Source organism: Thermocatellispora tengchongensis (genome assembly GCF_014202315.1).
Classification (GTDB): Bacteria; Actinomycetota; Actinomycetes; order Streptosporangiales; family Streptosporangiaceae; genus Thermocatellispora; species Thermocatellispora tengchongensis.
Genome location: NZ_JACHGN010000035.1, coordinates 37,616 through 61,272, shown reverse-complemented (window position 1 = coordinate 61,272; position 23,657 = coordinate 37,616). Strand labels below are relative to the sequence as shown.

The window sequence follows — 23,657 nt, the reverse complement described above, 5'->3', positions numbered from 1 at the left end:
GGCAGGAAGGGCACGTTCCGGGCAACCCCGCCCCTGCTCCGGCCGCCGGCGTCGGCGGCGTACGCCCGAGCCGCGCGCGGAACGGAGGTCAGAGGCGTACGGCGACGGTGCCGGCGGCGCGGTCGTGCAGGCCGCGCTGGTCGCGGTCGAAGATGAGCGCCGGCACCGCGAGGATCAGCAGGAAGGTGCGCACGAGCACCTGCACCAGGTTCGGCCGGCCGCCGTCGAGCGAGGCGATCCTGAAGTTCATCAGGCGCATGCCGAAGGTCATGCCGATGGTGCCGACCAGCAGGACGTACTCCAGCGCCAGGATGCCCAGGCTGACCCAGCCGGCGTCGGCGGTGGAGAAGCCGAGCAGGCCCTGGGCGATGGCCCAGGTGCAGATGAGCCAGTCGATGACGATGGCGCCGATCCTGCGCCCCCACCCCGCGACCGCGCCGCTCCCCCGCTCGGGCAGGCCGAGCCGTTCGCCCGGGTAGCCGAGGTCGGCCCCTCCGGCGCGCACACCGCCCAGCCAGGTCTGAGTCCACCGCGGCTGCCTGCTGTCCATGCGACCACGGTATCCGGCGCAGGGGCCGGTCCCGAACCCGAGTTGCCGTTGAATCGCCCGTGAACCGTCGGCCCGGCCTGCGATCATGGGCCCGCCCCGCAGGTCACCCCCCCTCGGAGAACCGGATGCCCACCCCCGACCACGACGACCTGGACGCGCGCTTCACCGCGCTCATGCGGCAGATCGACGCCGAGCAGGCGGCCAGGATGCGCCGGGCGGGCAGGCGGCTCGACAGAAGGCGCAGGAGGCACGACAGGAGCCACGGCGCGCGCCGCCGCGTCACGCTCGCCGCCTGGCTGGCGGTCGCGGCCGTGGCCGCCGCCGGCGCGGCCGTCACCCTGCGTCCCGACCTGCTGCCCGCGCCCTCCTCGTCCGGCCCGGTCCCCGAGGAGACGCGTCCCGTCGCCACGAGGGCTCCCAGGGTGGTGGCCGCGCCCGACCCGTTCGCGGGCTCGCCCGCGGCCGGCTTCGCCGACGGCGAGGGCGGGCTGGTCCTCCCCCCGGCCAGGGCGATGGCCGGGCTGAGCGCCAAGGAGGTCGGGGCGGCGCTGCGGCACGCCCGCGCGCTGCTGGCGGCGTCCCACCTGGACCGGCCGACCCTCGCCGGGGAGCGGCCCCGGCCGTTCATCGCGCTGCTCTCCTCCGAGCAGCGCCGGGGTTTCCTGGAACGCCTGGACCGGAAGAAGGGGTGGAACTCCCGCTGGTGGGTCACCGGTTTCGCGCCCGGCACCGCCGAGCTCGCGTCCGATGTGATCAAGGTGGACGGCGACATGACGGTGTCGGCGGGCCGCCGCGACGGGCGGCCGGAACTGCGGGTTCACGTCTACTACCTGTTCGTGTACGCCATCCGCCGGCCGGGCAACCGCGGACCACGATGCGGTTGATCGCGCACCACAAGGGCGAGTTGCTGGCGTTCCGCGAGGGGGGAAGGGTGGAGTATTGGCTTCGAAGCCGGAACGCGGGCGGGCCGGGTCCCGCGCGGTGTGACGTGAACGACGGTTTCGTGCATCCCGTCTACGGCGACTCGCCGCCCGACGAGGTGGCCGCCAAGTCCACCGGCGCGGCCGTGGACCCGTACGATCGCCACCGGAAAGTGGACGACGGCTGCATCAAGATCAATCCGACATGAGTCCGTCCACTTAACGTGGGCGAAACAAACGGGACACGGCACGGAAACGGCCCAGCCCTACCGTCGAAAGTCGCAAGCCCGTGCCCCTGGGAGGTTCGAGAGTGTTCAACTCCGCCGACGACGTCCTGAAGTTCATCAGGGACGAGGGAGTGCAGTTCGTCGATGTCAGGTTCACCGACCTGCCGGGGACGACGCACCACTTCACGTTCCCCGCCGAGAACTTCGGGTCCAGTGTGTTCACCGACGGCCTGATGTTCGACGGATCGTCGATCCGCGGTTTCCAGGCCATCCACGAGTCGGACATGCTGCTGCTGCCCGACCCCTCCAGCGCCGTGCTGGACCCGTTCCGCCAGCACAAGACGCTGAACATCAACTTCTTCGTGCACGACCCGCTCACCGGCGAGGCGTACAGCCGCGACCCCCGTAACGTCGCGCGCAAGGCGGAGGAGTACCTCAAGGGCACCGGCATCGCCGACACGGCCTACTTCGGTCCCGAGGCGGAGTTCTACATCTTCGACGACGTCCGCTTCGAGACCAAGCAGAACGCCGGCTACTACTACATCGACTCGATCGAGGGCGCCTGGAACACCGGCAAGGCGACCGAGGGCGGCAACCTCGGCTACAAGCCGCGCTACAAGGGCGGCTACTTCCCGGTGCCGCCGATGGACCACTTCACCGACCTCCGCTCGGAGATGGTGCGCAACCTCATCGCCGCGGGCATCGACGTCGAGATGCAGCACCACGAGGTGGGCACCGCCGGCCAGGCCGAGATCGACTTCAGGTTCGGCACGCTGCTGAAGACCGCCGACAACCTGATGCTGTACAAGTACATCATCAAGAGCACGGCGCTCCAGGCCGGCCACACGGTCACCTTCATGCCCAAGCCGATCTTCGGTGACAACGGCTCGGGCATGCACTGCCACCAGTCGCTGTGGAAGGACGGCGAGCCGCTCTTCTACGACGAGGTCGGCTACGCGGGCCTGTCCGACACCGCCCGCTACTACATCGGCGGCCTGCTCAAGCACGCCGCGTCGCTGCTGGCCTTCACCAACCCGACGGTGAACTCCTACCACCGCCTGGTGCCGGGCTACGAGGCCCCGGTCAACCTGGTCTACAGCCAGCGCAACCGCTCCGCCTGCGTCCGCATCCCGATCACGGGCTCCAACCCGAAGGCCAAGCGGATCGAGTTCCGGGTGCCCGACCCGTCGTGCAACCCGTACTTCGCCTTCGCCGCCATGCTGATGGCCGGCATCGACGGCATCCGCAACAAGATCGAGCCGCCGGAGCCGGTGGACAAGGACCTCTACGAGCTCCCGCCGGAGGAGGCCCGCCAGGTCCCGCAGGTGCCGGGCTCCCTCCCCGAGGTGCTCAACGCCCTGGAGAGCGACCACGACTACCTGCTCGAGGGCGGCGTGTTCACGCCGGACCTGATCGAGACCTGGATCTCCTACAAGCGCGAGAACGAGGTCGACCCGATCCGCCTGCGCCCGCACCCGCACGAGTTCGAGCTGTACTACGACGTGTGACAGCGGGGTTTTCCGGCCTTGGCGATCTTCCTGGAAGTGGGCGCTGAGCTGGTAAAACGTTGTGGTTAGTTGTCGTTGTTTGTCGTTGCTAAGCAACGTCAGGCGGAACAGAACCGGAACAGAACGGCCCGGCATCGATCACGATGCCGGGCCGTTTCCGTGCTGGTGGAGCCGCCGATAGCAGTCTCGCTATCGTCAGCTCGCCGTGGGCTCTGCGTACTGCCGATTCTCCCACGCTTCCACATCGGCGATCTTGTACCGAACATGCTTGCCGAAGCGCATGAAACGGGGGCCTCCGCCGCGAGAGTTCCAGGCGTAGACGGTGGCCTTGGGCACGCCTAAGCGCTCCGCAAGGTCCTCTGGAGTCAGATGCTTCTCCGCCACCGATCCCCCTTCGATCCCGGCCGCCTTGCGCAACCCTTGCCATCACTTGTCAGCATGACGCATTTGACGCAATTATTGCGCATTGACGCGTCATGTACTTCACGGGGTCTCTGTGTACCCGCCGACCAGGACCGCGATGCCCGACACCAGCAGCACCGTGCCGGCGAGCACGCCCCACGTAGCGGCCGCCAGCAACCAGACCGCGGTAACCGTCAGCACGATGCCGATCACGCCCGCTCCGAGCCGCTCCAGCGCCACCAGCACCGCGCCAACCGAGACGACGATGAGCGGCACCACCACTGCCTGAGCCTCGCTGCGCACGTGTGCCAGCGGTGCGGCCGCCCAGACGACCGCCAGCCACGCTGACACCATCGCGATCCGGATCGCCGCCCGCATCAGACCTGCAGCCTCTCCAGGATTTCCTCGGGCAGGGCGAACGCCTCAACCCCGTCCTTACTGATCGGCCACACCCGCCCGTCCGCCACAAGCCGCTTGAGCTGGGCATTGATCTCGCTCGGCGGCGCCACAACCCGTCGCTTGAGCACGCCGTGCAGCAGCTCGCCAAGCTCCAGCGCCAGGCCCTCCGCCTCGGCAAGAACGCCGATGATCGCGGCCTTGACGTCGCCCGATGTCGAACGCGGCTCCTCGGTGACGGCACGCTTCCCCGCCCCGGGCTCCCGCCCGGCCTTCTTCGCGCTGGTGAACTCCTCGATCCAGCTCATCGTCAGCTCGTCGATCCGGCCGGCCGCCGGGGTGCGGGCGATGTGCTTCGGCTTCTCGGTGTACAGCCACCGCATCAGCGCGGCCCGCCGGTCGATCCCGTTCAGGTATGCCAGGCCCTGTGTCAGCGACCCGTCCCGAAAGGTCGCCGGGAGCAGCGACGGGTCGTGCGGGAGGCCCATCTGGTAAGCGGCGCCGGGCGTCTGCGTCCGCAGCGCGCACGAATTCTTGCGGAGCTGCGCCCGCAGCGTCACGGACCCGCCCAGCTCGGTCATGTTCGGGTCTTGGGCGACGAGAAGAATGCCGCCGCCGCCCTTGCGCCAGGTCTTCGCGCCGGATGCGAGCAGGCCCACGGCCTTCTTGCCGTGAACGTCGTGCTGCAGCAGCTCTGGTGCCTCCTCCAGGGCGAAGAAGACGCCGGTCATGCCGCCGGCGTCGGGGTCACCGGGCACCAGGTGCGTCTTGCCGCACCGCTCGTCGCCGTCCTCGTCCACCCATGGGATCCGTGCGAGGTGGTGGACTCGGCGGCGCATCACCCAGTGCCACAGCTCCAACTCGCCCATGCAGTCGTCCTCGCCAAGGGCGCAGCGGTGCGTGTTGCCGTTCCAGTCCGGCATGGAGCCGCCCTGCGGGTCGAGCAGCACTGTCGCGATCTTGTCGGACAGGTGGGCCAGGCTGATCAGCGTCTCCACGCTGCGCGATTTGCCCGCCTCAGAGTCGCCGACGATGATGCCGTGCCGCATGCCGCCGGACTTCGTGAAGAAGGCCCAGTGCGCGGGCTGCAGGTCGTAGAAGTAGCCAATGTGCGCCCGGCCATCGGCCTGGATGCGGGGCTGCAGGTCCTCGAACCGGCGCACCTTCGCCAGCGTGTCATCTTGCAGGAGGGTGAACATGGCGCGGGAGTTGTCGCCAGACGGCACGGGCTCCAGCACGGCGAGTTGCGTCGAGGTCTGGAAGGCCGAAGCGACCTTCCCGGCCGCCTGCATGATGTCCTTGGTCTCCTTCTCGCCCGGTACCGCCCGGATCTCCGCGCGGTATCCGGCGTCGATGCGCTGGGGAGTGGTCAGCGTCATCCCCTCCAGAGCCTTGCCCTTGGCGGCCAGACGCTCGTTGAACCGCTTGATGATCCGCGCCACCTCGGGATCGAACTCCGACACCTGCTCGACGACCACCTCCGGCGGCTCGTTGTCGAGCTTGATCGAACGGCCAGGCAGCGGCAGGCGACGGTGGCGCCGCCAATGCGAGGCCGAGAACCACAACCACCCAGCGACGCCCGCCGCGGCGACCGCCCCGTACGGGCCAGCCGCCGCAGCGGTCAGCATCCACCCTGTGCCGAACGCGGCCGCGCCGATGTTCCGGCGGGCACGCACCGCGCGGACCACCGGGTACGCGCAGGTGGCGGCAGCGCACACCATGCCCACGGCGGGCTGCTGAGCGTCGAACAGCGCCGATAGCGAAAGCGCTATCGGCGGCCACGCGAAAGGCGCTGCCATCGTCGTGCGGTACCGCTGGCGGAAAGCGACCCGCCGCACGGTACGGGCGACCTCGTCGGCCGGCTTCTGCTTGCGGTCCTTGGACAACGAGGGCTCCTTTCGCGTGGATGATGCTGCCGTACGGCTGGGCTCAGCCCTCGGCGTACGCGCCCTTGTCGGCGACGTTGTCCACGCCGCCGACCGCCGCGTGGGCCTCGGCCACGGTGCCCTGGGCGGCGGCGAGTTCGGCGATGCGCGCGTGCTGGGCGGCGAGCTGGGTCGCGGTCTCCTGCGCGGCCATCAGCGCCGTGATGAGTGCGCCGCGGCCCATGTTCTTCGCGAGCAGGCCGGCCACCTGGCCGTCGATCGCCGCCGCGACCTCGGTCATGTCGGTGTTGGCGGTCTCGTGGTCGTGCCGGAGCTGGGGGAAGGAGGTGAATTCGGCGTTCACGGTGGTCCTTTCGTGAGGGGTGTCGTACCTGGTCAGGTCGGTGGCGGGCCGGTCCTTGGGCTCCTCGGCGGGGGCCGCCTGCTCCGGAGCAGGCTTGGTGTCCTCGGCGTCCTCGATCTCCTCGATCACCTCGGCTTCCTCGATCTCGTGGATGGCCTTGTAGTCGCGGTACGCCTGGCGCGCCCCCTCGGCGGCCTGCCTGCCGATCCGGACGGCGCCACCGAGGACCTTGAGCAGCCCGTACGTTCCGCCCGCGACCGCCGCGGTGGTACCGCCGACCACCGCGCCCAGGGCGGACGCCCACCAGCGGAGGTTGCGGGGCCCCGGCGGGTCACCGGACGCGGTCGGACGGGTGAGGTACTTCTGCGCCTGGTCGTAGTGGGTGCGCGCGGCCGTGAACCCCCGGCGGAACTCGATGTCGGCCTGGGCCGCGCCAGCTCGAAGCCCTCCCATGGTGGCGGCGCGGGCGTCGGGGCGCTTCACGAGCACCGCGGTGATGAGCCCGGCCAGGATCAGGATCAGGGGAATCACTTACGGCCTCCCTCGGAGTCGGCCGTCATGGTTTCCTGCCATGCCTTCTTGACGTCACGGCCGAGGTCGGCGGTGTTGAAGCCGAAGACCGCGATGGCACTGACGACCAGCAGCGTGGGGATGAGCGGGGCGACGATCGCAGTGGCGCGGCCGACCGAGTTCTTCTTGCCCCACACGTCCGCGATCCAGATGGCCAGGCAGACGCCGAGCAACACCGCCGGGACGATGGGGTGCAGGCGCCCAGTGACGGTGCGTACGACGGCCTCGAAGAACGTGCCGATCAGGCCGATGCCGGCCACGAGCATCCACCAGGCGGTGAATCGCGGCGCGGTCCGCTTCCAGATGAAGACGATGCCGACCGCCAGCATCAAGGCGGTCCAGGCACCGACTCCGACGAGCAGCTTGTCCACGGTGAGGGGTCCCTTTCAGGCGAAGAAGTGCAAGATCAGGTAGGCGACGATCGCGGCCATGGTCAGCTCGGGGAGGAAGATCGTCATGGCGGGAACGTAGAACGCCGTGTAGAGCAGCGCGCGGGCCAGCAGCAGCACCCGCCAGGCCCACAGCACGAGACCGGCGTCACCCGGCAGCCACGCCGGCGACCACCGCTCCCGGACGAACGTGATGGGCGAGGGCATGTAGGCGGGTCGCTCGCGGGCGATCCAGTCCGACAGCGGGCCCTGGACGAACTCGACGAACTGGTCCAGCCGCGAGACCTCGGGCTTGGCGGGAAGCTGGGGCTGGTCCTCGCGCAGAGGCACGACCGGGGCGACCTGTGCGGCGGTATCGTCGGCGGGCTTCCCCTCCTCGGCGGCCGTTCCGACCTGCTCGGCCTTCGGCTGGTCTGGCGTGGGGTACGGCGAGCGGATGCTGCGCATGGTCACCTCCTTTGCCGGTTGGTGTCGTCGCCGCTGCGCCGGAACTCGGCGGCGTAGTGGGTGTAGAGCCGGTCGCCTTCGGCCTCGTCGGCGTTGCGGATGTCGGCGAGTTCGGCCGTGAGGTAGCGAACGGCCTCGTGGAACGCCTCCTTCGGGGTTGGCGCGCCCTTGATGCGGGCGTGGAAGCGCATCTGGCGGGCCTCGCGGCGGGTGGGCTTGGTCGGCACGTGACTCCTCCCGATCGTCACGGACGGTTACGGCTGGCGGGGCCGTGATACGATCTCGCGCACGTGCGCGCACGTGCACCTGCGCGCGTTGGGCCGCTCTGCTGTGGCGGGTCGCGGCTCTGGTCGGCGCTCGGCGCGGCTTCACGGCTGTTCACGGTCGGTCACGGCCCCAGCAGGTTGGCGATCACGTCGTCCCAGTCGATGCGAGCCATCTCCCCACCCATCGGCACCAGTTCGTCGAGCTCGTCCAGGTGCGTGGCCAGCAGGTCGGCCGGGGTCCGGAACAGCCCGAGGAGCAGGTCTCCCTGCGTGACGCCGAGCAGCACGTTCTTGCCGTTCGAGGACGGCTGGACCCGCAGGCCCGTGCGGTCCGGCTTAGACAGGCACTCCGCCAGCCCGGACAGGCCGTCCGCGAGCACCGTCCGGGGCGCGACCACCGGGGCGGGCCAGTCCTCGATCTCCAGGTGGACGAAATACGGGTCGGCCGGCCGGTAGGTCAGCCACCCGTTGTGGAACTCCTCCGTGGCCTCGTCCCACAGGGGGACGTAGCAGGCACGCTCGGCCGTCTTGTCCGCCCGGCTGGTCGTCATCAGTTCGCTCCCTTGTCGTCGTTGTCGTCGGCGGACGAGCCGCTCTCGTCCGCGTTCTCAGCGCCGGACGGTCCGCCGTCCGCCGCGGTTTTCGTCTGCGCGGACGAGCCGTTCCCGTCCGCTCCATTCGCGGCGGACGAGCCGTTCGTCTGCAGCACGCGCAGCAACGCACTGGCGCGCTCGTTGCTGATCGTCCGTCCGCCCGCCTTGACCGCAGCCGCGAGCCGGTCACGCGTCAGCCGTACGCCGTTCTGCTGGTGCTCGGCGAGGATCGTCCGCCCGAGCGGCAGCAGCTCGCCGAGATCGTCCGGACCTGCGGCCCGTCCATTCGTCCGCCCGGACGGACGACGCCCGCCCGTCCGCTTCTTGGCAGACCGTCCGCCGTTCGTCCGCTTGCCGTCCGCTCCGTCCGTCCGCTTCTTCGCGGGCTCGTCGTCCGCCTTCCGTCCGCCGTCCGTCCGCTTCTCGTCCGCCTTGCCCGTCCGCCCAGCCGAACCGTTCTCGTCCGCCGTCCGCCCGTGGCCGGGCAGGAATTGGCGAAGCCATCCGCCTACCCTTGGTCCGCCGTCCGTCCGGTCGTCGTCCGCGCCGTCCGTCCGCTTCTCGTCCGTCTGCTCGGCCGCCGGACGAAGCTCGCCAGCGGACAGCGGACGATACATCGGGAACATCCCGGCGCCCACACGGTTCACGAACCGCGCGATCGTCTCCTTGGCCGCCGCCGCGTCCGGGTCCAAGCCGTGCAGCTCCTCCGACACGGCGGCGAGTTGCGTCAGCGCGAGCTCCAACTGGACCCGCTGCGTCGCGACCACCACCGCTTGCGTGTCCTCCACCGACCGCCACGTCATCTGAACCGTGCGGCGGCTCCGCACCACCTCAACCGCGATGTGCGGCGACTGCACGCCCTCGCTCACCGCCCACTTGAAGGCCGCGAACGTCTCCCGCGTGTGCAGCAGCCAGCGCAGCGCACTGAACTTCGGCGCCCGCGGATCGATCAGCCCGCCCGCCCGCAGATCCTGACGATGGAGGTGCCGCGAGTGCATCGACCACAGCCACGGGCTGGCCAGCGAGCACGCGGCGAACAGCTCGGGGTAGTCCTCCACGTGCGTGTACGACAGGTAGCCGGCGCCCGCACCGATCCCGTAGGAGGTCATGCGGGTCACCCAGGCCGCGTCACCCTCCCGGAGCGCGACGTGTGCGTGCCACGAGACGTACACGGCGACCGACTCAACGATCCCGGCCGCGAGCACGGCCCAGAGCGGCGGAAGACCACGCTGCATGAAGGCCATCGCCTGGCCGGAGACCGCGACGAGGTTGACGCCGACGTTGGTCACCGACATGACGGCGAGGCGGCCGGCGGTCCGCGTCCGCTCGGCCCAGACCGCGCGCCGCCGACGCCACTTCGCGCGGGTGCGCTCGGCCTCGGCTTCGGCCTCAGCAGTGATCCGGGTCTGTTCCTGCTCGGCCAGCTCGCCCGCCCGCTCGGCGAGGGCGGCGCGGTGCTCGGCCTCCTCGATCTCGCGCAGGCGTCGCGCCTCGTCGCGCATGCGCTCCTGCTCGATGCGGAGCTGCTCCGCTTCGAGCCGGGCGCGCTCGCGCTCAGCGCTGGGAGCAAGGAGTCTCACGCCGCCACCCCGCCGTAGCTCTGGAGGTCCGCGCCAATGCGGAGTTGGAGGCGCAGCTTGGGGTCGGTGCCGCCGATGACGCCGATCGGGTCGTACGGCAGGAGCCGCGCCCGCTCGACGCAGAGGCCGGCCAGCCCGGTGAAGGGGCAGCCGTCGCACCGCTTGGTGGCGGCTGCGTACGCGGCGTCGTAGGCGTCGGCGGTCTCCGCGATGGGGAACCAGTCGTCGGGGTCGGGGCCCGGTCGGCGGCACAGCGCCTCGGGGGTGAGGAGGGTTTCGTCGAGCTTGCGCAGGCGCTGGGTGGCGTGCCGGTCGGCGTCGGATGTGACAGCGTGGCGGCGTGATGCCACGATGTGGCTGGACATCGGGTCTCGGGTCCTTTCACGAGGGGAGAGACCTGGTGTTCGTAAGGGCCTCGCCTGGAAGTGGAGTTCCGGGCGAGGCCCGCTCTGGTGGGCGGCCTTCCGGTGGAGCGGAGAGTCGCCGTTTTCATGCTTTGCTAGTGTGTGTTTACGAGTAAACAGGATAGTCGTAGCAATGCTGCATCACCCGACGATCACTGTCAAGCCCGCAGGTGAGACGCCTCCACGCCGCTCGTAATACGATCAACGCCAGCCTGAACAGCCCACTGGAGGAGGACCCGCCCGTGCCCGTCGTGCGGTATCCCGAGGTCCTGGCCGACCTCCGGGGCAAGATCCTCGACGGCACCTACCCCGCGGGCGAACCACTCCCCCACACCAACGACCTGAAAGACACGTACGGCGTTGGCGCCCACGTCATCACCAGAGCCATGAAGGAACTCAAGGAGGAAGGGCTGATCTGGCGCGTCGCCAACCGCGGCATGATCGTCCAACGACCGGCCGCCACCATCGAGATCCCCATGGCCATCGAGCGGCGCGACGAGCCCACCGCTTGGGCTGCCGCCTGCCGCCGAGCCGGAAGCACAGGCCACCTCACGCAGGCCCCAGCGCGCAGCGCGACCGCAACCGAAGAGGTGGCCCGCGCGCTGCAACTCCCCACCGGCTCCCCCATCGTCACCTGGGAGGAGCATGGCGACATCGACGGGCAACTCGTGTGCCTCGGCCAGACGTACGTCTCCAAGGAGCGGCACACGGCCAGTACGTTCGATGTAGAACGGTCATCCGGCGTCGTGGACCTCCACACCCGGATTCGCCTGGCCGACCCGAAAGAAGCATCGAAACTCCGGGTCAGCCGCAGCAGTTCCCTGCTCGACCTCACTCGCATCACCTACGACGACACCGGCCAACCGCTCCACCTGCTGCGCCGCCGCATCAACCCCCAGCGAGTCCACATCATCGACCAGCGCCTACCGCTCACTTCGCCCTGACCGCCCGGACGGCTACCCACCCGGTCTCCGTCGTCACAAGGGGGAGGGCCGCCTCGGTGAGGACGCCCTCCCCCGGCCGCGCTGGGATGCTGCTCACTGCTTCCCGAGCGTGGCGAGGATGTCCTGAGCCAGGGGAAGGCTGGACGCGGCCACGAACATGTCTCTGCGGTCCATCGCCTCCACGATCTCGGCCACCGTCCCGAACTGGTAGTCCAGCGGGATCGGCTGGCCCTGGAGGTCCAGGACCACCCCGCCGGCGGCATTCAAGATGTAATGGCCGGGCGCCAGATCCCACACCGCGAACCCCTTCGCGAACTCGATCACGGCGTCAGTGAAACCCGCTGCGATGTGGCACAAGCTGACGGACCCGAAGTCCACTCCGACCCGGCCACGGCTCACACCGTCTGAAGATGGTCGGCTCAGTTCCTCCATCAGCGCTGACTTGCGAGCGAGCGGCTGAAACCGCTCGGTGGGCTTCATTAAGTAGTTCGTGATCAGCGCCTCGTTCAGTTCGGCGGAGCGGTTCAGCCTCAAGGCATACCGGGTTCCGGTCTGTGTGAACAGAAACGCCTGATCCTGCCCGGCGTCATCACGAGCGGCGAGATAGATCTGCAGGTGATGGAAGATGTCACCCACCACCGCGGCGACCGGACGGGCGAGGCTACGGGAGTAGACCATGACGTGCGTGTAGCCGTACAGGGCTCGGACCGCCAGCTCGCTGGTGTCGAGGGGGTCCACCAGCACGCACAGGTCAGGGTCGGGGTCGTCCCCGACGATCTGCGGGTCCGCCTCCTCGGAGGCGTAGACGAACGACGGGATGATCTCCGCCAGAAGCTCTTGGTAGCGCCTGTGCATCCAGAGGTCGTGGCTCGATAGGAAGTTGTCGGAGTGCCGGAGGTTCCTGTTCTCTGAGCGCTCACCCGACAGCGCGGCCTCGATCAGCCGGGGACGTATCTCGCTGATCACTGTGGCGACCAGCCTCGCGAGGTTCTGTGCGATACCGGGCAGAGGGGGCTGGGGCTGGGAAGTCACGATGCACCTCCGTTGAATCAACGTAGCTCTAAGGGGGGCTCGATGCCTGGAGGGCTCATCGTCGCAGCAATGAACACCGCCTTGAAGTCCGCCGCCCGCATGATTCCGGCCCCGGTCAGGTCATCGAAGCTGGCGACCTGGAGGTTTCGTTCCTTCGTCATGGCTCCGAAGACGGCGAAGTAGACCTCCGCACCCGGGTAGCGCTCGCGGATCTCGCGCGTGATGAAACCCACCACATCAGCATGCTTGACCTCAAAGTCGCACAGGACGATCGCCGGGGCCTTCGGCAGGTCGGGGTACAGCGAGGCTCGATCAAGTGAGATGAAGTCCCGATCGCGGCCTTTGTTGCACTTCAGGTATCCAATAGGGCACCGTCCGAAAGCGGCCGACGCCAGGAAAGTCGCCATCACCAGCCCGGCTTCGTTGATCCCGAAGCAGGCGTCAACGTCTATGCGACGGCCCACGTTCTTGATCTGCTGAATCAGCCGCTCTATCCCATACCCGAACGATGACCAGTCCAGGTGAAGTAGTTGCCCAGGGGCAGGATTTAGCAGGGGGTAAACATAGATTTCCGGATTGCCGTATTCGACTGTCGGGGCGGTGAGCGTGAAGTCGGAGCCGGTGATGTCGCCTTGCGGGACGGCCGCCCCCCGGTCCGGCCCGGTCTGATACGTGCCCTGCTCTGGTTGTGTTTCGGCTGCGCCAGTTGCATGAGGGATGAGTCCCTTGAGCGCGATCTGGTCCTCGGGCGCAAGATGCTCATACGCCTCGGCGACCAGATCACCTGGAGAGATGTGCTCATCTGCACGGTCCAGCGGGCCGCGACCATAGGCGGCGGCCAGTATCAACAGGCTGGAGAGAGAAGGCGGAGACCCTGACCGCCCCCGCGTGCGTGCCCAAGTCTCCCATGCGTTGATAGAGGTGCCGCCTAGAGTGGTCTGATGCCCGGTCGTCTCGTTGTACCGAGTGGCAGCTTGATCTTGTGAGAGGCCGCACGCATAGCGATGCGCCTGAAGGCTGGGCACGTCGGGATGCCGATTCATCAACTCGATGGCAGCGCCCTTAACTGTGCCCATTTCCTGCCATAAGTGCTGACCGATGCGTGCCAGTACACGTCCCCGCGCTTGAGGGCTTCGTTCGTCCCGACCTTGGGTAAGCATCTCCACCTCCTCATCATTTCGGCGCCAGATTACCCATCCAGATGGGCAAGCGTCCCGTCATCGACGGAAACGCAGGTCAGCGCCACCCATAGATCTGAGCGATTGCGCACTGTGGCGCGGGTGCGAGGAGCAAAAGCGTCAGGAGACAATCGCGGCCACTGCCAGAAAAGGCGGAACCCGCCGAGACGCTCCTACACGCTCGACGGGCTCCTTGATCGCACGTCTGGAGGTGCGACCCGTGGGCGATAGTAAGCCCTCGATCGAGCAGAACGACAGCGGTCTCTCGTATACCCGACAGAGCCTGCTCAAGCCGCATCCGGCCCGCATGTACGCCTTCATGGTCGGCGGGAAGGACCACTACCGGGTAGACCGGGACGCCGTGGAGCAGTTGCTTAAGGCTGAACCGGCGAGCAAGGACATCGCGCGGGCGAACCTGGCCTTCGTGCGCCGGGCCGCCAGCTACCTCGCCGCCGAGACGCACATCCGGCAGGTCATCGACTTCGGAGCCGGCCTCCCCGTGGACGACTACATCCACGACAGGATGCCCGACGCCCGCGTGGTCTACGCCGACAACGACCTCATGGTGCTCGGCCACCTTGGGGTGCACCGGCCGCAGAAGCGCCTGCTGACGATCTCCGGCGACCTGACCGAACCCGAAGCCCTCCTCCGCAACCAGCAGGTACAGGCGCTGATCGACTTCACGGAGCCGGTTGCGATATTCGCCTGCGCCGTTTTGCATTTCATCGCCGCCGACCCCGCGCCGATCGTTGCAAGGCTGCGCGAGGTGATGGTCCCCGGCAGTGCCTTGGTGATCTCACACGGCACAGCGGACGACGCGAAGGACGCCGCAACGGCGGAGGGGGCCCGCAGCGCATACGACGGCGCCGCCAGCCGGCTCCACCCGCGCACCACACAGAAGATCCGGTCCTTGTTCGATGGGCTGACGATCGTCGAGCCCGGTCTCGTACGGCCCTCGGACTGGCGGCCCGACGACGCCCCCCACCCGCCGATCGGGTTGCACATGCTGGCTGGCGTGGGGATCGTGCCCGAGAACGGGGCGGAGGCGTGGCGATGAGCCACCACGACCCCACAGGCGTGGTCGCCGCCGGCCAGTTGGAGGCGGAGCTGCGGAACCTGTCGGAACCCAGTTGCTTGGTGCTGTACGGGCCGCACTCCCAGCGGTTCTACGGCTTCCCGCTGTGGGACACGGGCGGCTGGATGTACATGGCCGCGGACAACGAGTCGGACCTGAACGCGGCGATGCATGCCGCCCGCCCGAGGCGTGACGGCCGATGAGGAGCACGATCACCTGCCCGCGCAGAGAGCTGCTACAGGTGTTCCTGTGGAAGGCCACCGCCCCGGAAGGCAACGAAGTGGACAGCGGGTGGGAGGCCGAGTGGCTCGACGCCGCGGCGGCTCTACTGGGAGTCGTGGCGGAGATGCCGGACCCGGGCTCGGGCGGCCTTATCCGGGTCGGGTGGCCCGACCCCCACATCGGCCTCAAGCGAATTGTGCCGGGCCGCGTAATAGTGAGTGTCCGCCGTGACGAGGAGACACGGGCCCTGGTCCTTCTGGCAATGCCCGATGAATGAGAGCAGGCGCGGCGGCCCATGTCCGACCTGACAGCGGAGCTGGAACTACAGCATCACGCACTGAGCGTGAGCTACCCAGCGTGGCACATCCACGTCCTGGGCGACATCTGGTGGGCCACCCGCCACGCCCAGCTCTCAAAGGAGGAGAAGAAGCGCGGACTTCGAGGGGTGATCGGCCGCTGCTCAGCCCCGGCATTGGCGGAAGCACTGGCGCAGCAGCTAGCCATCACCAGTGCAAGACGGGGCCTCACCCGGTCCTTGGCGAGCTGCCGCACTGAAGCGGGCAGCGTTGACGCTTCGCGCGTGTCGTGCGCTGCTGGCACCGACGCTGCAGGAAGCGCGGCAGATTGAGACACGCCGCGGAATCAACAGTGATCAGCAACAGAGGGGAAACCACCCGCGTGACCGATAACACCGACCAGGCTTCGGCCGCCGAACTCAGGCAGGAACTCGCCGATGGGCTCGTCTCGGGCGGGCACATCACCTCGCCCGAGGTCGAGGCCGCCTTCCGCGCGGTACCCCGGCATCTGTTCGCGCCGGGCGTGTCGCTGGAGGAGGCGTACGCCGACGACATCGTGGCGGTGAAACGCGACGAGCACGGCGTCTACATCAGCACTATCTCCGCGCCGAACATTCAGGCGCTCCAGTTGGAGCAGGCCGAGCTCACCCCAGGCATGCGCGTGCTGGAGATCGGCTCCGGCGGCTACAACGCCGCCCTGATCGCGGAGATCGTCGGCCCCGGCGGCGAGGTCACGACCGTGGACATCGACCCGGACGTGATCGATCGGGCCGCAATGTTCCTGGAGACGGCGGGGTACTCACGGGTTCGGGTGGTCCTGGCCGACGCCGAGGGCGGAGTACCCGAGAGCGCGCCCTACGACCGGATTCTGGTCACCGTGGGAGCCTGGGACATCCCTCCCGCCTGGATAGACCAGCTCGCCGAGGGCGGCAGAATCGTCGTCCCGCTGCGGGTGAAGGGCGTGACCCGGTCGCTGGCCCTGGAACGCGAAGGCGACCACCTGGTCAGCCGATCACAGCGGGTCTGCGGCTTCGTCAAAATGCAGGGCGCCGGCGCGCACGATGAACACCTGTGGCTGCTGCGCGGGACGCAGGTCGCCCTGCGCTTCGATGACGGCAACCTGGCCGAGCCACACAAGCTCAACGGCGTGCTCGCCGGCACGCCCGCCGCGGCCTGGTCGGGTGTGACCGTCGAACGCACCGAGCCGTTCGCGAACCTCCCCTTGTGGATGATGACGGCGCTGCCCGGCTACTGCACCCTGGCCGTGGACACCAGCGACGGAGATCCCGGGGTCGCGGTCGAGGAAGGCGGACGCTGGTTCCCCTTCGCCACCGTCGAAGGAGACTCCTTCGCCTACCTGTCCACCCGGCCGGCGGGGGAATCCCGCGTGGAGTTCGGCGCGCACGGCTACGGCCCCCGCGGAGGCCAGGTGGCCAAGGCCATCGTGGAGCAGGTGCGCAGGTGGGATCGCGACTACCGCCGCGGCCGCGGCCCGAGCTTCACGGTCTGGCCGATCGACACCCCCGAGGACGTGCTGCCCGAAGGGGCGGTCATCACAAAGCGGCACACGCGCGTCACGATCTCCTGGCCGGAAGTGGAAGCTCCTGGTCAGGCCGTCCCACACCCATCTAGTGAAGGAGAGTGAGCACATGACCGCCGCCATCGCGTTCGACGGCAGCACCACAGTGGTCTCCGAGGAGGACTGGGACCTGGACATGCAGGTGATCGAGTCCAGCTACCCCATCGCCGCACTCGCGTGCGACACCAACGACGGCTGCGGCAGCACCTGCGCCAGCGCCTGCAACAGCAGCGCCGCCGACCCCGCCTGATGGAGTAACCCGCTGCCGGTGCCGCGCGTGCGGTGCCGGCAGCGCACCACGCCTGAAGGGATAGCGATGACAGCACGGCGGCTCTACCAGCCAGCCGGTCTCGTGCTGGCGCGGGTGAGCACCGCTCCGGGCGATCTGGAGCCACCCGACCTGCGTGAGCCGGAAGCAGCCGACCGCTCCTGGCTGGAGCGCATGTGGGCGCGGCCTGAGGTGTGCGCGGCCATCACGGTCGCCAGCCCGACGCTGGCCCAGCAGATCAACGAGGTCCTCACCACCCACGATCACCCCGACCGGCGTACCCGACTCACGGTGGCGGTGGCGTCGTACCTGCTGCGCTGGCAGCGGCGCCCCACCCCGTTCGGGCTGTTCGCCGGCGTCATGCCGGTCCAGATCGGCCCCACGGCCATGGCCTCCTTCCGGCCGACGCATCAAATCGCGGCGCGCGCTGATGGGCAATGGCTGGGCGCGCTCGTCGACTACCTGGAAATCCACCCCGACGTGCTGCCCCGGCTGCTGGTGACCGTCAACAGCGCGGGAGTCGTCCGCGGCAACCGGTTCTTCGTGCCCGGCCCTCCGTGCGATGGCGCGGACCCGGGACCGTGGGTGGAGACCTCCATCCGCTACACCCCGCCGGTACGGCTCGCACTGACCGCAGCGGCCTCCCCGCTTCCGTTTCAGTACCTCATCGACCAGTTGAGCGCGGCGTTTCCGGCGGTGCCGCCCGACACCATCAGTTTCGTGCTGGCGGAGCTGGTCAGGCAGCGAGTCCTGTTGACCAGCTTGCGCCCGCCCGCGACGGTCGTAGACGGCCTGCCCCATGTGATCGACCAGCTCCGGGCGGCCGGTAGTGGGGAGCCGGCGCGACTTGTGTCCGATCTCACTGACATCCACCGGGAACTGGCCCGCCGCCAGGCACCCTCATCGCTGGCGGATGCTGGGCCGCTCACCGAGCGGATGCGCGCGATCTGCGCCATCACCGAGCACACGCTCGCCGCCGACACCGCGGTGGACGGCCAGATCACCCTGCCCCCTGCGGTGCTGCAGGAGGCGGCCTCGGCCGCGTCGGTGCTGCTCCGGCTGTCCACGCGCCCCTTCGGGGCGGAGGTGTGGCGCGACTTCCACCTGCGCTTCCGTACCCGGTACGGGCCGGGTGCCCTGGTCTCGGTGCGGGACCTGATCGCCGACTCCGGGCTGGGACTGCCGGGCGGGTTCCTCGGCGCGGCGCACGGACGGGCCGCGCAGATCATGACCGACCGCGACACCAAACTGCTGGCGCTCATCCAGGAGGCCGCGATCGACGGCCGCCAGGAGATCACGCTCACCGAACCGCTGATTCAGACGCTGGCGGTCGGCGACCAGACCGACATGGTCATCCCGCAGCGCGTAGAGCTGGCCTTCGAACTGCACGCCACCTCCCGCGAAGCGGTCGATCGCGGCGGGTTCCACCTGTGGGTGACCGGAGCTCCCCGACCGCAGAGCAGCATGGCCGGACGGTTCGCCCACCTGCTGCCGCAGACGGCCCGAGACCTGCTGGCCGCTTCCTTTCGCACCGACGAGGACGTCGTGGCCGCGCAGTTGTCCTTCCCACCACGGCGGCGTCACAACGAAAACGTCGTGCGGGCGCCGCAACTCCTCCCCGCGGTGATCTCCCTGGCCGAGCATCCCGCCCCGGGCACAGAGCTGATCGCCCTGGACGATCTCGCGGTCACCGCCGACTCGACCCAGATGCACCTGGTACAGCTCTCGACCGGCCAACGAGTCGTGCCGTGGGTGCTGCACGCGCTGGAAGCTTCCGTGCACACCCCACCGCTCGCGCGGTTCCTGGCCGGGGTCGCCTCCGCCCGCCACGCCGTGTACGGCGCGTTCGACTTCGGTGCGGCCCGTACGCTGCCGCACCTTCCCCGGGTCCGCTACGGCCGGACCGTGCTGGCCCCGGCCCGCTGGATCCTCACCGCCGCCGAGGTGGCCACGCCGCGCGAAACCATGCAGGTGTGGGAGAAGTCCCTGCACGCCTGGCGTGATCGCCGGCGCGTCCCCTCCTGGATCGTGCTGCACCAGGACGAGCAGCGGCTGCCGCTCGACCTGGACAGCCGTCTGGACCGGCTCATCCTACGGACCCGCCTGAACCGGGCCGGGCGAGTGGAACTGCGCGAGGCCCCATCCGCCCCAGGCGAGGGATGGACCGGCCGGGCGTGCGAGTTCCTGGTCCCCCTGACCTCCGCCCCCCAGGCCCGCCGCCCGGTGCGGCTGCCCGCAGGTGTGTACCGCCCGCCCGCGATGCTGATGCCCGGAGCGAGCGACCTGATCCACGCGCAACTCCTCGGCCACCCGGAACGCTATGACGACATCCTGACCGCGCACCTCCCGCGCCTGCTCGACTCCCTCCCGCTGGTGCGGTGGTGGTTCCGCCGAGACCGCGACACCACCCGGCCCGACAGCCTCCAGCAACTGTGGCTCTACCTGCACCTGGCCAGCCCAGCCGAGTACGGCCAGGCCGCCACGCAACTGGCCCGCTTCGCCTCCGACCTGCACACGCGCGGGCTGCTCGCCCACCTGGCCCTGGCCGCTTACCAGCCGCAAACCGGCCGCTACGGTCCCGGAGAGGCGATGACCGCGGCCCACGAGGTGGCGGCGGCCGACTCGGAGGCCGCGCTGGCACAGATCACGATGACGGCCCGCACCGGCCTACCCCCTCACGCCCTCGCCGCGGCGTCAATGGCGGACCTGGCCGCTGGACTCGCCACCAGCCCCGGCGAGGGGGGCCAGTGGCTGCTCGACGTCCTCCCCCAGGAGACGGGGGCGCTGGATCGGGCAGCACTCCAGGCGACGCTGCTCCTGGCCGACCCGGCTGAGGACCACCAGGCCCTTCGGCGCTACCCCGGCGGCGAGAAGGTGGCCACCGCGTGGGCCGCCCGGCGCAGCACGCTGGCCGCCTACCGCGACCAACTCGCCCCACACCGCGAGCCCATCACCGTGCTGCGGACTCTCCTGCACGACCACCACGTCCGCGCCATCGGCGTCGATCCGGATCTGGAGACGTTCACCAACCGGCTGGCCCGCGCCGCCGTCCTGCGCCACCTGGCCCGCCCCGGGAAGAAGGTGCGATGACGGCCCCCGCCGCTGACACGCTGGCCCAGTCTCTGGCCAAGGGCGCGGCCGGGATGGCGCTGCTGCACATCGAGCGCGCCCACGCCCGAGCCCAGCCGTGGCAGACGGCGCACACCTGGATCAAAGCCGCCACCAGCACCCCGATCATCGCCGCCGGTCACGCCGGGCTCTACTACGGCGCCCCGGCCATCAGCTTCATCCTGCACGCCACCCAACCCGCCCAGACCGGCCGGTACCGTTCCGCCGCTGCCGGCATCGACGCTCATGTCACCCGGCTGGCCGAACACCGTCTCGCCCACGCCTCCGCCCGCGCCGATCGAGGCGAGGCGGCGTCGTTCGCCGAGTACGACCTGTTCTACGGCCTGACCGGGATCGCCGCACTGCTCCTGCGCTACACTCCCGAGCCTGACATCCTCCGGCCGATCCTGCGCCACCTGGTACGGCTCACCCACCCCACCCGCGACGGGCTGCCCGGCTGGTGGGTGGGCCAGGACCCCGACCCCCGCTCGCCGACTCCAGGCGGGCACGCCAATCTCGGCATGGCCCACGGCATCACCGGCGTACTGGCCCTGCTGGCCTCCGCACTGCGGGCCGGCGTCTCCGTCGAAGGACAGGCCGACGCCGTGCAGTACATCTGCGACTGGCTCGACCAATGGGAGCAGCAGGGCGAGAGCGGACCGTGGTGGCCGCAATGGATCACCCGGCCGGAACTGGACACCGGTCGCGTCCGGCAACCCGGCCCGGGACGGCCCTCCTGGTGCTACGGCACCATCGGGATCGCCCGCGCCCAGCAACTGGCCGCCATCGCCCTCGGCGACACCACCCGCCAACTCCACGCCGAACACGCCCTGGCCGCTTGTCTGGCCGACCCGGCCCAGCTTGGCCGCCTCACCGAGCCGGGGCTGTGTCACGGCGTCGCCGGTGTCTACCAGACCACCTGGCGAGCGGCCCGCGACGCCCTCACCCCGTCGATCATCGCGCACCTGCCCGCGCTTGCCCTCCTGCTCCGCCAGCACGCCGCAACCGGCCGAGAGCACGACGATGGCCTGCTCACCGGGACCACCGGCCTGGCGCTGGCCCTGCACACTTCCACCCACCCCGCACCACCACACTCCGGATGGGACACATGCCTGCTCATCGCCTGACCACCCGGCCAACCACCGCCACCCCCGACCGGATAGCCGCCGCCGTACTCACGGTCTTATCCGGCACCCAGGTGGCCGCAGCCGCAGCCGAAGTCGGCATCCCGGCCGCACACCTCGCCGACGCAGTTGAGGCGTACCGGGCCGCCGGGTACCGAGCACTGGAAGACCGCGCCGCCGAAAGCGGCTGGTACCACGTCCGCGTCGAGTTCCCCGACTGGAAGACCGCCGAACGCACCGCAGCCGTCATACTTGGGCCACGCCTGGAGGTGCTCCAAGACCGCGGCCTGGTCGAGGCGTGGTGGTTCATCCGCAAGTACCCGTGCTGGCGGCTACGGCTGCGGCCGATCAACAACGCCGGCCTGGAAACGCTGAAGGCGGCGGTCAACGCCGTCCTGGAGGACCTCACGGCGGCGAAGGTGATCTCGCGCTGGTGGCCGACCGTCTATGAGCCGGAAACGGCCGCCTTCGGCGGCCCCACCGGGATCGACATCGCCCACGAGCTGTTCTGTGCCGAGACCGCCCACGTGCTCCGTTACCTGCGGCGGCCCACGCTCCCCATAGGCCGCAGAGAGATATCAATGCTGGTGTGCGGCACCTTGTTGAGCGCTGCGGACCTGGACCGCTTCGAACGCGGCGATGTCTGGAACCGCATCGCCGAACTGCGCCCGCTACCGGCCGCCGCCTCCACCGACCGGCTGCAGGCTCTGGCCGACCGGTTGCGTCCGCTGGTGGCCGCCCCCATCGGCTCTCTCGACCCGAGCGGGCCGGGCGCTTTCGCGGCGTCCTGGGCCGCGGCCGCCCGCCAGGCCGGGCACGCTCTGGCCGAGGCCTCAGCCACAGGCCTCCTGGACCGGGGCATCCGCCACATCCTCACCCACCTGGTGATCTTCCACTGGAACCGAATGGGCTTATCCGCCACCGCACAGGCCATCCTCAGCCGCGCCGCACGTCAGGCCGTACTCCCGGGAACCGATGATGAACCCAGACGTTGAACGCCTCGCCCACCGGTTCCCGCTCATCGCCCGGCCCCGGCCTGCCTGCCCGCCCCTCCAGGAGCGGATCAGCGAGATCAGCCGTCTCGCACGAGATGCCGAGCACGCCGACGACCCGCTGCCACTCGCCGCCCAGGCACTCAACAAGGCCGCACTGATCGCCAGCGACTGCGGAATACCCGAACTGGCGCACGGCTGGTGCTGGCGACACATCAACCTGTACCGCAACGCGCCCCGCCTGACCGCCCGGCAGGCCCACCACATGCTCGAACCGGTCGTCAACCTCGCCCGCCTGCGCCTGCGCGCCGATGCCCCAGACGCCGCCTGGGCCATGCTCACCACCGTGCATCAGGCGCTCGCAACCAACGCCGACGCCATCATCGAGGGCAGGCCACTACCGACCGGCCACCTCACCGGCGACATCGGCGACCAGCGCGAACTGCGTCGCTGGATGTGGGGTGTCTACCTGTCCGAAGGCAGCCGCGCTCTGCTCCGCCAAGGCCGATGGCAGGACGCGGTCACGCACGTCGAGCTGAACAAGGGCATCGGGAGGCACCTGCTGGACGGTCGCCAGATCAGCATCATCGCTCGCTGCCTCGCAGGCGACACAGAAGCCGCACGCGCAATCCTCGACGCCGGCCTGCACACCGAGCCGTGGGAGGAGCAGGTCGCAGCATGCCTGGCGGTGGTATGTCAGCTCTCCTGCGGCGGGCCCGTCGCGGACTATGCGGCTCGCATGATCGAACAGTATCTCGCCAGCGAGCCAACGCCTGATCACGCGCTCTTCCGTATCCGTCTCGGCTTGACCGTTGCCGATCTTTGCGTGGACCCGAGCCAAGCCAAGTGCGTCTATGAGCACGTGACCGGTGAAGCCCTGGCATCGAGAGACGGATACGCAGCTCGCGAGGTCCTAAGCCACCACGGGTGCACAGCGAACCTCAGCAACCCCCAGAAGCGCGACCTCACTACGGCTGTGCACTCCTCCGGGCTCGGGCTTCAGGCGATACCTGCCTCAGCGCTGTCCGATCTAGCCGAAGCGGCTCGAACCGGTGAGATGGTGATCAGGAACGTTCTGTGCTCGTCCGCAGAGAGTCCAGGGCCTGTATCGAAGTCGGTCAGAGCCATTCGTTGATCCCGGCAACGAGGACGGTGGCCTCGTAGCGCGTGGCCACAGCGCGATGGCGTTTGAGCCGGTTGATGCCGCACTCCACGGCGTGACGCTACCGGTTAGACCTGAGGGCGAGACGCCCTTAGCGCCCTCGGCTGCAGAGAGGGGCCTGAACAGCGCTCGCGAACGGCCCGCTGAGGCCGCGCGTCACGACGACTGATCACCTGCGAAAACGCGGAAAGCGCCC

General features: G+C 69.3%; 26 protein-coding genes and 1 pseudogene. 13 read left to right on the top strand and 14 right to left on the bottom strand.

Annotated elements, in window-relative coordinates:
* Window positions 1–88: 88 nt before the first annotated feature.
* Window positions 89–550: an RDD family protein gene (locus HNP84_RS47985; protein ID WP_185056833.1), complete on the bottom strand. Its 462-nt coding sequence runs from the start codon at window positions 548–550 to the stop codon at window positions 89–91.
* Window positions 551–675: 125 nt separating this feature from the next.
* On the opposite strand from HNP84_RS47985, the gene HNP84_RS47980 reads away from it, so the two are divergent.
* From HNP84_RS47980 to glnA, 3 genes are all read left to right on the top strand, one after another.
* Window positions 676–1,434 (top strand): hypothetical protein, encoded by a 759-nt coding sequence (locus HNP84_RS47980; protein WP_185056832.1) that lies wholly within the window; start codon window positions 676–678, stop codon window positions 1,432–1,434.
* Window positions 1,435–1,538: 104 nt separating this feature from the next.
* Window positions 1,539–1,679, top strand: coding sequence for a hypothetical protein (locus HNP84_RS47975; RefSeq protein ID WP_185056831.1), 141 nt, complete (start codon window positions 1,539–1,541; stop codon window positions 1,677–1,679).
* 101 nt (window positions 1,680–1,780) lie between these two features.
* Window positions 1,781–3,205 (top strand): type I glutamate--ammonia ligase, encoded by a 1,425-nt coding sequence (gene glnA / locus HNP84_RS47970; protein ID WP_185056830.1) that lies wholly within the window; start codon window positions 1,781–1,783, stop codon window positions 3,203–3,205.
* Window positions 3,206–3,400: 195 nt separating this feature from the next.
* Here the strand turns inward: glnA and HNP84_RS47965 are convergent, their stop codons facing one another.
* The 10 genes from HNP84_RS47965 to HNP84_RS47920 all read right to left on the bottom strand — a co-directional run bounded on the left by HNP84_RS47965 (window position 3,401) and on the right by HNP84_RS47920 (window position 10,442).
* A complete protein-coding gene (locus tag HNP84_RS47965) occupies window positions 3,401–3,589 on the bottom strand; it encodes a helix-turn-helix transcriptional regulator (RefSeq protein WP_185056829.1) in 189 nt (62 codons plus the stop codon).
* Between the two features lie 99 nt (window positions 3,590–3,688).
* Window positions 3,689–3,985 (bottom strand): hypothetical protein, encoded by a 297-nt coding sequence (locus HNP84_RS47960; protein ID WP_185056828.1) that lies wholly within the window; start codon window positions 3,983–3,985, stop codon window positions 3,689–3,691.
* Entirely contained in the window at window positions 3,985–5,889 is a 1,905-nt protein-coding gene (locus HNP84_RS47955) for a hypothetical protein (protein WP_185056827.1), read from the bottom strand. Before HNP84_RS47955 ends, HNP84_RS47960 begins: the two co-directional genes overlap by 1 nt.
* A gap of 43 nt (window positions 5,890–5,932) precedes the next feature.
* Window positions 5,933–6,763 (bottom strand): hypothetical protein, encoded by an 831-nt coding sequence (locus HNP84_RS47950; protein WP_185056826.1) that lies wholly within the window; start codon window positions 6,761–6,763, stop codon window positions 5,933–5,935.
* Window positions 6,760–7,173: a hypothetical protein gene (locus HNP84_RS47945; RefSeq protein WP_185056825.1), complete on the bottom strand. Its 414-nt coding sequence runs from the start codon at window positions 7,171–7,173 to the stop codon at window positions 6,760–6,762. Before HNP84_RS47945 ends, HNP84_RS47950 begins: the two co-directional genes overlap by 4 nt.
* A 15-nt stretch (window positions 7,174–7,188) precedes the next feature.
* Entirely contained in the window at window positions 7,189–7,638 is a 450-nt protein-coding gene (locus HNP84_RS47940; protein WP_185056824.1) for a hypothetical protein, read from the bottom strand.
* Window positions 7,639–7,640: 2 nt separating this feature from the next.
* A complete protein-coding gene (locus tag HNP84_RS47935; protein ID WP_185056823.1) occupies window positions 7,641–7,865 on the bottom strand; it encodes a hypothetical protein in 225 nt (74 codons plus the stop codon).
* 161 nt (window positions 7,866–8,026) lie between these two features.
* The gene (locus HNP84_RS47930) at window positions 8,027–8,455 is read right to left on the bottom strand and encodes an SsgA family sporulation/cell division regulator (RefSeq protein WP_185056822.1); all 429 of its coding nucleotides are present in this window, start codon (window positions 8,453–8,455) and stop codon (window positions 8,027–8,029) included.
* Window positions 8,455–9,999, bottom strand: a complete 1,545-nt coding sequence (locus HNP84_RS47925; RefSeq protein ID WP_185056821.1) for a hypothetical protein — start codon at window positions 9,997–9,999, stop codon at window positions 8,455–8,457. The genes HNP84_RS47930 and HNP84_RS47925 overlap by 1 nt, the downstream gene beginning before the upstream one ends.
* A gap of 74 nt (window positions 10,000–10,073) precedes the next feature.
* Entirely contained in the window at window positions 10,074–10,442 is a 369-nt protein-coding gene (locus HNP84_RS47920; protein ID WP_185056820.1) for a hypothetical protein, read from the bottom strand.
* A gap of 281 nt (window positions 10,443–10,723) precedes the next feature.
* Between HNP84_RS47920 and HNP84_RS47915 the strand changes: the two genes are divergently transcribed.
* Window positions 10,724–11,425, top strand: coding sequence for a GntR family transcriptional regulator (locus HNP84_RS47915; protein ID WP_185056819.1), 702 nt, complete (start codon window positions 10,724–10,726; stop codon window positions 11,423–11,425).
* Window positions 11,426–11,518: 93 nt separating this feature from the next.
* On the opposite strand, the gene HNP84_RS47910 is transcribed toward HNP84_RS47915, so the two are convergent.
* A complete protein-coding gene (locus tag HNP84_RS47910) occupies window positions 11,519–12,457 on the bottom strand; it encodes an inositol monophosphatase family protein (protein WP_185056818.1) in 939 nt (312 codons plus the stop codon).
* 17 nt (window positions 12,458–12,474) lie between these two features.
* Window positions 12,475–13,623 (bottom strand): hypothetical protein, encoded by a 1,149-nt coding sequence (locus HNP84_RS47905; RefSeq protein WP_185056863.1) that lies wholly within the window; start codon window positions 13,621–13,623, stop codon window positions 12,475–12,477.
* A gap of 232 nt (window positions 13,624–13,855) precedes the next feature.
* Between HNP84_RS47905 and HNP84_RS47900 the strand changes: the two genes are divergently transcribed.
* From HNP84_RS47900 to HNP84_RS47860, 9 genes are all read left to right on the top strand, one after another.
* A complete protein-coding gene (locus tag HNP84_RS47900) occupies window positions 13,856–14,692 on the top strand; it encodes an SAM-dependent methyltransferase (protein WP_185056817.1) in 837 nt (278 codons plus the stop codon).
* Window positions 14,689–14,913, top strand: a complete 225-nt coding sequence (locus HNP84_RS47895; protein ID WP_185056816.1) for a hypothetical protein — start codon at window positions 14,689–14,691, stop codon at window positions 14,911–14,913. Before HNP84_RS47900 ends, HNP84_RS47895 begins: the two co-directional genes overlap by 4 nt.
* Window positions 14,910–15,209, top strand: coding sequence for a hypothetical protein (locus HNP84_RS47890; RefSeq protein WP_185056815.1), 300 nt, complete (start codon window positions 14,910–14,912; stop codon window positions 15,207–15,209). The genes HNP84_RS47895 and HNP84_RS47890 overlap by 4 nt, the downstream gene beginning before the upstream one ends.
* A 401-nt stretch (window positions 15,210–15,610) precedes the next feature.
* A complete protein-coding gene (gene fxlM / locus HNP84_RS47885; protein ID WP_185056814.1) occupies window positions 15,611–16,873 on the top strand; it encodes a methyltransferase, FxLD system in 1,263 nt (420 codons plus the stop codon).
* Between the two features lie 4 nt (window positions 16,874–16,877).
* Window positions 16,878–17,057, top strand: coding sequence for an FxLD family lanthipeptide (locus HNP84_RS47880; RefSeq protein WP_185056813.1), 180 nt, complete (start codon window positions 16,878–16,880; stop codon window positions 17,055–17,057).
* 66 nt (window positions 17,058–17,123) lie between these two features.
* On the top strand, window positions 17,124–20,165 hold the full coding sequence (locus HNP84_RS47875; protein WP_185056812.1) for a lantibiotic dehydratase: 3,042 nt from the start codon (window positions 17,124–17,126) through the stop codon (window positions 20,163–20,165).
* Window positions 20,162–21,310 (top strand): lanthionine synthetase C family protein, encoded by a 1,149-nt coding sequence (locus HNP84_RS47870; RefSeq protein ID WP_185056811.1) that lies wholly within the window; start codon window positions 20,162–20,164, stop codon window positions 21,308–21,310. Before HNP84_RS47875 ends, HNP84_RS47870 begins: the two co-directional genes overlap by 4 nt.
* Window positions 21,283–22,302 (top strand): thiopeptide-type bacteriocin biosynthesis protein, encoded by a 1,020-nt coding sequence (locus HNP84_RS47865; protein WP_221337673.1) that lies wholly within the window; start codon window positions 21,283–21,285, stop codon window positions 22,300–22,302. The genes HNP84_RS47870 and HNP84_RS47865 overlap by 28 nt, the downstream gene beginning before the upstream one ends.
* A complete protein-coding gene (locus tag HNP84_RS47860) occupies window positions 22,283–23,434 on the top strand; it encodes a hypothetical protein (protein WP_185056809.1) in 1,152 nt (383 codons plus the stop codon). Before HNP84_RS47865 ends, HNP84_RS47860 begins: the two co-directional genes overlap by 20 nt.
* Here the strand turns inward: HNP84_RS47860 and HNP84_RS56995 are convergent.
* A pseudogene (locus HNP84_RS56995) lies at window positions 23,418–23,522 on the bottom strand (IS5-like element ISDge16 family transposase); the annotation flags it as partial. The gene HNP84_RS47860 and the pseudogene HNP84_RS56995 sit on opposite strands and share 17 nt — an antisense overlap.
* Window positions 23,523–23,657: the final 135 nt, after the last annotated feature.

What these genes read in the sequence shown, in the direction of transcription:
- HNP84_RS47930 (WP_185056822.1), bottom strand. Translation starts at nt 8,455, where the DNA reads ATGACGACCAGCCGGGCGGACAAGACGGCCGAGCGTGCCTGCTACGTC.
- HNP84_RS47895 (WP_185056816.1), top strand. Translation starts at nt 14,689, where the DNA reads ATGAGCCACCACGACCCCACAGGCGTGGTCGCCGCCGGCCAGTTGGAG.
- HNP84_RS47865 (WP_221337673.1), top strand. Translation starts at nt 21,283, where the DNA reads ATGGGACACATGCCTGCTCATCGCCTGACCACCCGGCCAACCACCGCC.
- HNP84_RS47960 (WP_185056828.1), bottom strand. Translation starts at nt 3,985, where the DNA reads ATGCGGGCGGCGATCCGGATCGCGATGGTGTCAGCGTGGCTGGCGGTC.
- HNP84_RS47980 (WP_185056832.1), top strand. Translation starts at nt 676, where the DNA reads ATGCCCACCCCCGACCACGACGACCTGGACGCGCGCTTCACCGCGCTC.
- HNP84_RS47890 (WP_185056815.1), top strand. Translation starts at nt 14,910, where the DNA reads ATGAGGAGCACGATCACCTGCCCGCGCAGAGAGCTGCTACAGGTGTTC.
- HNP84_RS47880 (WP_185056813.1), top strand. Translation starts at nt 16,878, where the DNA reads ATGACCGCCGCCATCGCGTTCGACGGCAGCACCACAGTGGTCTCCGAG.
- HNP84_RS47940 (WP_185056824.1), bottom strand. Translation starts at nt 7,638, where the DNA reads ATGCGCAGCATCCGCTCGCCGTACCCCACGCCAGACCAGCCGAAGGCC.
- HNP84_RS47870 (WP_185056811.1), top strand. Translation starts at nt 20,162, where the DNA reads ATGACGGCCCCCGCCGCTGACACGCTGGCCCAGTCTCTGGCCAAGGGC.
- HNP84_RS47920 (WP_185056820.1), bottom strand. Translation starts at nt 10,442, where the DNA reads ATGTCCAGCCACATCGTGGCATCACGCCGCCACGCTGTCACATCCGAC.
- HNP84_RS47875 (WP_185056812.1), top strand. Translation starts at nt 17,124, where the DNA reads ATGACAGCACGGCGGCTCTACCAGCCAGCCGGTCTCGTGCTGGCGCGG.
- HNP84_RS47985 (WP_185056833.1), bottom strand. Translation starts at nt 550, where the DNA reads ATGGACAGCAGGCAGCCGCGGTGGACTCAGACCTGGCTGGGCGGTGTG.
- HNP84_RS47860 (WP_185056809.1), top strand. Translation starts at nt 22,283, where the DNA reads ATGATGAACCCAGACGTTGAACGCCTCGCCCACCGGTTCCCGCTCATC.
- HNP84_RS47925 (WP_185056821.1), bottom strand. Translation starts at nt 9,999, where the DNA reads ATGCGCGACGAGGCGCGACGCCTGCGCGAGATCGAGGAGGCCGAGCAC.